Raw genomic sequence first — 4,352 nt, 5'->3', positions numbered from 1 at the left:
TTTATGAATCATTTTCGGGCGAGTCCAGTCAGTTTCCCTATTGCCAGTTGAATCCTATGTTGATTTTTCTTTCCCCAAAGTGACAAAAGAGGGATAAGTAATTCGGATTAACTACCAACAGTTTTGAAATCATTTTAGTTAAAATGCCCTAATTAAAGTGCCTAGAGTTGGCGTACCTAAAACTGAAGAAGCTAAATTCCCTGGGATATTTCCATCAATTATCCAGCAGTCAATCCCTAAACTAGAAATAGTCAAAAACTCCTCAACTTTCTTAGCCATCCCGCCAGTAACATCTACTGATTTGCTCTTGCCCAAGAAAGGTTTAATCTGAGAATAGTTAGCATGAGTAATATTGGAAACTACTTGCCCATCTTGGTCATATACACCTGCATAATTTCCAACATTTATTAGTCGAATTTTAAACTTACCTTGAAGATAGAAGTATTTCGCTAGTTCTGCAAGCATTGCATCTGTCGAGAGGACAGTACCACCAATAGCTTGATCTAGAACGACATCACCAAAAACTAAAGGAATCAAACCTGTTTTTAGACTACTTTCTATTACACTAAAGTCACTCTTAAATAGTTTCTTATTATGAGTGATTATCATAGTAATAGGTGGCAAACTTACCACTGATAAACCTGCTTGTAAAAAACTTTTAGCTAGTAGGGAATTTAAATCTAAAGCATCTTGGTGAACTAAGCAAAACCCTAGTTTTTCTTCATCACATGAAAAACCATTAATTGTATTATATTTATTCGCTGATTGGTGGGCGAAAGAACCAGCACCGTTACCAATAATCAGTTTCAGATTAGGATTTTCATGTTTGATTAGGCTCACTTGCTCAACCAGTTGTGTTATAACTTCTCTTCGAGCAGTATAAGGTTTATCCTTGTCAGTAATTAAGGAACCTCCTAGCTTCACCAATACTAATTCCATAATCAAATATTAAATGAGGAAAGACAAAAACTTATAGGAAACTAATTCTAAACAAAAAAATCAAAATTACTAGTAATTTCAACGCAATTTAACAAAACGCATGAAAGTCAACAGTAAATTTTGGTTACAAAATAATGCAGCAAATGTTGTTACATCTACGTGTATATCTCTTCGCCACAGAGGGCAATTTGTCCCAACCCAATTATACTTGCGGTAATTAGGTCTGTTGTTATGGGCGATCGCCAACATCCGTTATACGCTACTTCTGCTTTCATCACGCTCTATTCTGCACCCTGTTCCCAAGAATCATACATTGTCTGTAGAGACAAAACTCTAGCACACCCACTTATACTAATCCGTAATTCGTAATCCTAGCCTCTAGCTAGCAGCAAGCTAGGTAATTGAAAGTTCTTTAATATAAATATTTTAGGCAACCAGATCATTGGCGTAAGCTCTCACTGCTGGCCAACGGGTGCAAGACTCAAAGGAGGCCACTTGTATAAGAAAAACTGCCCTGAACTCCTTGCTCAGGGCAGCACTTGAAAAGCGAAATAAAATAGGGGACTTTTAAAGCGTTGTCCCTTGGTTTATACATAATTCGTTTGGTATGTAATATTCTTCTTCTTTTGTTTTGTGTTTTATGCAAAAGTAACCAAAAATCTTGAAACTGCTGTCATCAAGAGTTAAGTGCCAGCATCAACACCATCCCTTCGGTAAGTAAGTCAGATGCATATTTCGTTACATACATTAATTCTGGAGTTTAGACTAGTTCCCGGTGCGAAACTCAGAAGGCTCATTCTATAAAGCCTAAAAACCTTGATTTTAGTTCTTGGAAACATCTTAAATCCGTATCCTTATTTTTTGGAAATTTAGTTTCGCACCGGGAACTAGACTAAATACTAATGCTGGGAAAATAACACTTAGAGAAAAATAGTCAAAAAAAAGACATGTCTGGTCAGGAGAAAAATCTCTGGAAAGAAAAAGCGATCAGCGATTGCACAAGTTTGACTGATAAGGAGAATCTCGAAAAGTTCTGGCGATCACTAACCCAAAAACAATGTTTTCTATCGCGGTTCTTGATAAAATTTTCGTGCTATAGGTAGATTGACAAATGGATCATAATCTTAACGTGTCACCAATGCTCCGTCAGAAGCTCATGCTTACACCAGGAAGAGCCGCGGTCGGCATCGGCGCAGCGTTGTCGCTGGCCGTAGCCGGCGTCGCCGCTCAGCCCTTCCGTGCGCCTAGTCTTGCAGCCGGGTCCGGCGCCACCCGTCCGCTCAAGTATGTGTCGATGGGTAGCTCCTACGCTGCCGGACCCGGCGTTGGCAGACTCGACGGGCGGAGCGGCGGGTGCAGGCGGTCGCTCTCCAACTACGCGCATCTGCTGGCGGCGCGACGCAACCTGAACCTCGTGGACGTCGCCTGTTCCGGCGCGACCACGACCGACATCCTACAACGCTCGCAGGACGGCTTGCGTCCCCAGATTGACGCGGTGGACGCCGACACCCGCCTGGTTACCGTCACGGTCGGCGGCAACGACGTCAACTATGTCGGCAACCTCCTTGGCTACTCCTGCCGCCACAGGGGTGGGGCGGACTGCAAGGTCGTATCGGATGCAAAGGTGGATCAGCGCTTCCAAGCCTTGCCCGGCTCACTGCGCCAAGTCGTTGCCGAGGTACATCGGCGCGCGCCCAAGGCGCGCCTAGTGATGATCGGCTACCTGCCCGTGCTGCCGAGATCGGAGACGCCAGGCTGCGCGGCTGTTCCGCTTAGTCTGGCCGATCTCCGGCGGATGCAGGCGATCTACTCACGCCTGACGGACGTCATCGGCGGCGTAGCGCAAGAGACAGGCACGCCAGTGGTGCGCTCCTCCGTGATCGGTTCCAGCCATGACGCTTGCTCCGCCCATCCCTTCGTCGCAGGTTTCGAGCCGCCCACCACCCCAGGCTGGCCAAGCCTCGTGTCCTACCATCCCAACCAGGCCGGCATGAATCGGCTCGCCTCCGCCCTTGACGAAACGCTAAAAGTAGTGCGAAACCAAAACAACAAACACTAAAGCCAGCTTGACTGGAGTTTAGATTAAAAGCAGGTGACTGTTAACAAAGGAATGTACGTATCGTTAGTATAAAATTTTCTGAAGTCAGTCTGTGGTTGACACAGACTCCCAACGCCTGTAGATGAGAGAAGAACCACCAACTCTCACCTGCCAATATGAAACTTGCCAAACTTGAAAAATTTCGTCAAGCCGCTTATGAGCATTTAGGTAGAGCGCATGATGTGACTTTTGTAGGACTTACGCACAGTTAACGGAAAACGAACCACAGAGAACACAGAGGTCACGGAGAAACGAGAGTTTGAGAGGGTTTTTGCGTAAGTCCTATTTTTAACTGACGGATGCAATATTGCTGACTCGTAACGCCTATAGTTTGGCAGATTTATCGCTATCAGCAGTATTTAGACGTAAGTGGCCAAGTATCTACGAGGCATTACAAGATAGCAGACCACAGCAACAAAAATTGATGCAGTTATATATCAAACAGATGCCAACGCAGAGCCGTCCGTTGTTAGCAGGTGACCATACTGCCTGGTCGCGCCCGGATGCAGTCACTCTACAGGAGAGGACAATTGAACACAACAGCGCCACAGTACCTGGAAATAAACCGATTACTATTGGTCAGGGATATAGCACCATTGCGTGGATACCAGAGGATTCAGGCAGTTGGGCGTTACCCTTGAGACATGAGCGAATTAGCAGTTGGGAAAACCCGATACAGAAAGCAACTTGGCAGCTGCAACAAGTGTGTGAACATTTACCAACTAGACCAATTTCGGTTTGGGATAGTGAATATGGGTGTGCTCCTTTCGTTTTGAAGACAGCCAATATTAGAGCAGATATTCTGGTACGCTTGCGTTCAAACCTGTGTTTATGGGGCGCACCGCCACCATATTCTGGCAAAGGGCGACCCAGGAAGCATGGTGAGAAATTCAAACTGAACGAACCTTCTACATGGAGTCAAGCCACTCAAAGTATAAAATTAAACCATTCAAAATTAGGGCGAGTTAAGGTGAGCTTGTGGTCAAATTTACACTTTCGTAAAACTGCCACACGCCCCATGTCCCTCATTAGGGTTGAGCGTCTTAATGAACAAGGTAACTTGAGGGTATCAAAACCGAATGGCACTAAGAAAAGCCGGAACCCTTGCGGTTTAAGCAGTCTGCAATTGTTTTTGTAATTCATGCCGAGGTTTCGTCATCAAGGGGTAAGCTTTTGGGCGACGTTTACGGACTCGTGGTTCACTTCTGCCAGGGCGATCGCTCACAGCCTTGTGAGCAATAATTTTAAGTAAAGTCCAATAAATTTGAAGACGTTTTGTTGAAGTTGCAGCTAACAATTTGGGAATAAAGTTATT

3 protein-coding genes and 1 pseudogene are annotated in these 4,352 nt (G+C 45.0%); 2 read left to right on the top strand and 2 right to left on the bottom strand.

Features of this window, described 5'->3' with window-relative positions:
• Positions 1-138: 138 nt before the first annotated feature.
• A complete protein-coding gene (locus tag V7L29_RS30790) occupies positions 139-939 on the bottom strand; it encodes an isopentenyl phosphate kinase (RefSeq protein ID WP_334737872.1) in 801 nt (266 codons plus the stop codon).
• Positions 940-2,050: 1,111 nt separating this feature from the next.
• Here V7L29_RS30790 and V7L29_RS30785 point away from each other — a divergent pair.
• On the top strand, positions 2,051-2,998 hold the full coding sequence (locus V7L29_RS30785; protein ID WP_334737871.1) for an SGNH/GDSL hydrolase family protein: 948 nt from the start codon (positions 2,051-2,053) through the stop codon (positions 2,996-2,998).
• A 346-nt stretch (positions 2,999-3,344) separates the two neighbouring features.
• Positions 3,345-4,175 carry a transposase gene (locus V7L29_RS30780; protein WP_334737870.1) on the top strand — a complete coding sequence of 277 codons (831 nt, stop codon included), beginning with the start codon at positions 3,345-3,347 and terminating at the stop codon, positions 4,173-4,175.
• Here V7L29_RS30780 and V7L29_RS30775 read toward each other — a convergent pair.
• A pseudogene (locus tag V7L29_RS30775) lies at positions 4,149-4,352 on the bottom strand (IS4 family transposase); the annotation flags it as partial. The gene V7L29_RS30780 and the pseudogene V7L29_RS30775 overlap by 27 nt on opposite strands.

This window comes from Nostoc sp. (assembly GCF_036916575.1).
In the GTDB taxonomy this organism is placed as follows: domain Bacteria; phylum Cyanobacteriota; class Cyanobacteriia; order Cyanobacteriales; family Nostocaceae; genus Nostoc.
The sequence above is the reverse complement of the archived record's forward strand: the minus strand, read 5'-3'. Positions and strand labels throughout refer to the sequence as shown.